This is a genomic window from Streptomyces lancefieldiae (assembly GCF_031845825.1).
In the GTDB taxonomy this organism is placed as follows: domain Bacteria; phylum Actinomycetota; class Actinomycetes; order Streptomycetales; family Streptomycetaceae; genus Streptomyces; species Streptomyces lancefieldiae.
This window is the reverse complement of the sequence record NZ_JAVRFH010000410.1, coordinates 1-390: the sequence shown is the minus strand read 5'-3', so window position 1 is coordinate 390 and position 390 is coordinate 1. Positions and strand designations below refer to the sequence as shown.

Here is a 390-nt window from a genome sequence, read left to right as displayed (position 1 = left end):
ACCGGGGGCTGGGTGAGGAAGCGCGGCCGCTCCAACTTCGCCGTGGCCTCGTGCACTCGCACTGCCGCCGATACCACCTCGTCATGGCGGGGTTCGGGCGTGCCCGCGACGAAGGTGTCCGCCCGCCACCCGGCGACCACGTAACGACCGTCCGTCGAGCGCACCGGGCGGGCGAGCCGCACGCCGTCGATGAACAGCGACTCCCGCACCTTCGCCGACCACGCCGCACGGGCGTGCTCGGGCACCATCGACATCACAACCTCGCCGCAGCGCCAGCCACCCTCCCAGCTAGAGCCGAGCGGTACCGGGCGCACCCCGGACAGGCCGAACGCCGCCAGCTCATGTTCCGGCGGCCGTTCCACACTCACAGCCTCAGCCTAAGGTGTTGAC

The 390-nt window shown here is 71.5% G+C and carries 1 protein-coding gene; it reads right to left on the bottom strand.

Annotated features, from left to right (window positions below):
* Positions 1–368, bottom strand: a 368-nt coding sequence (locus tag RM812_RS42740) for a TIGR02569 family protein (RefSeq protein ID WP_311586511.1), incomplete at its 3' end; no start/stop codon positions are given.
* Positions 369–390: the final 22 nt, after the last annotated feature.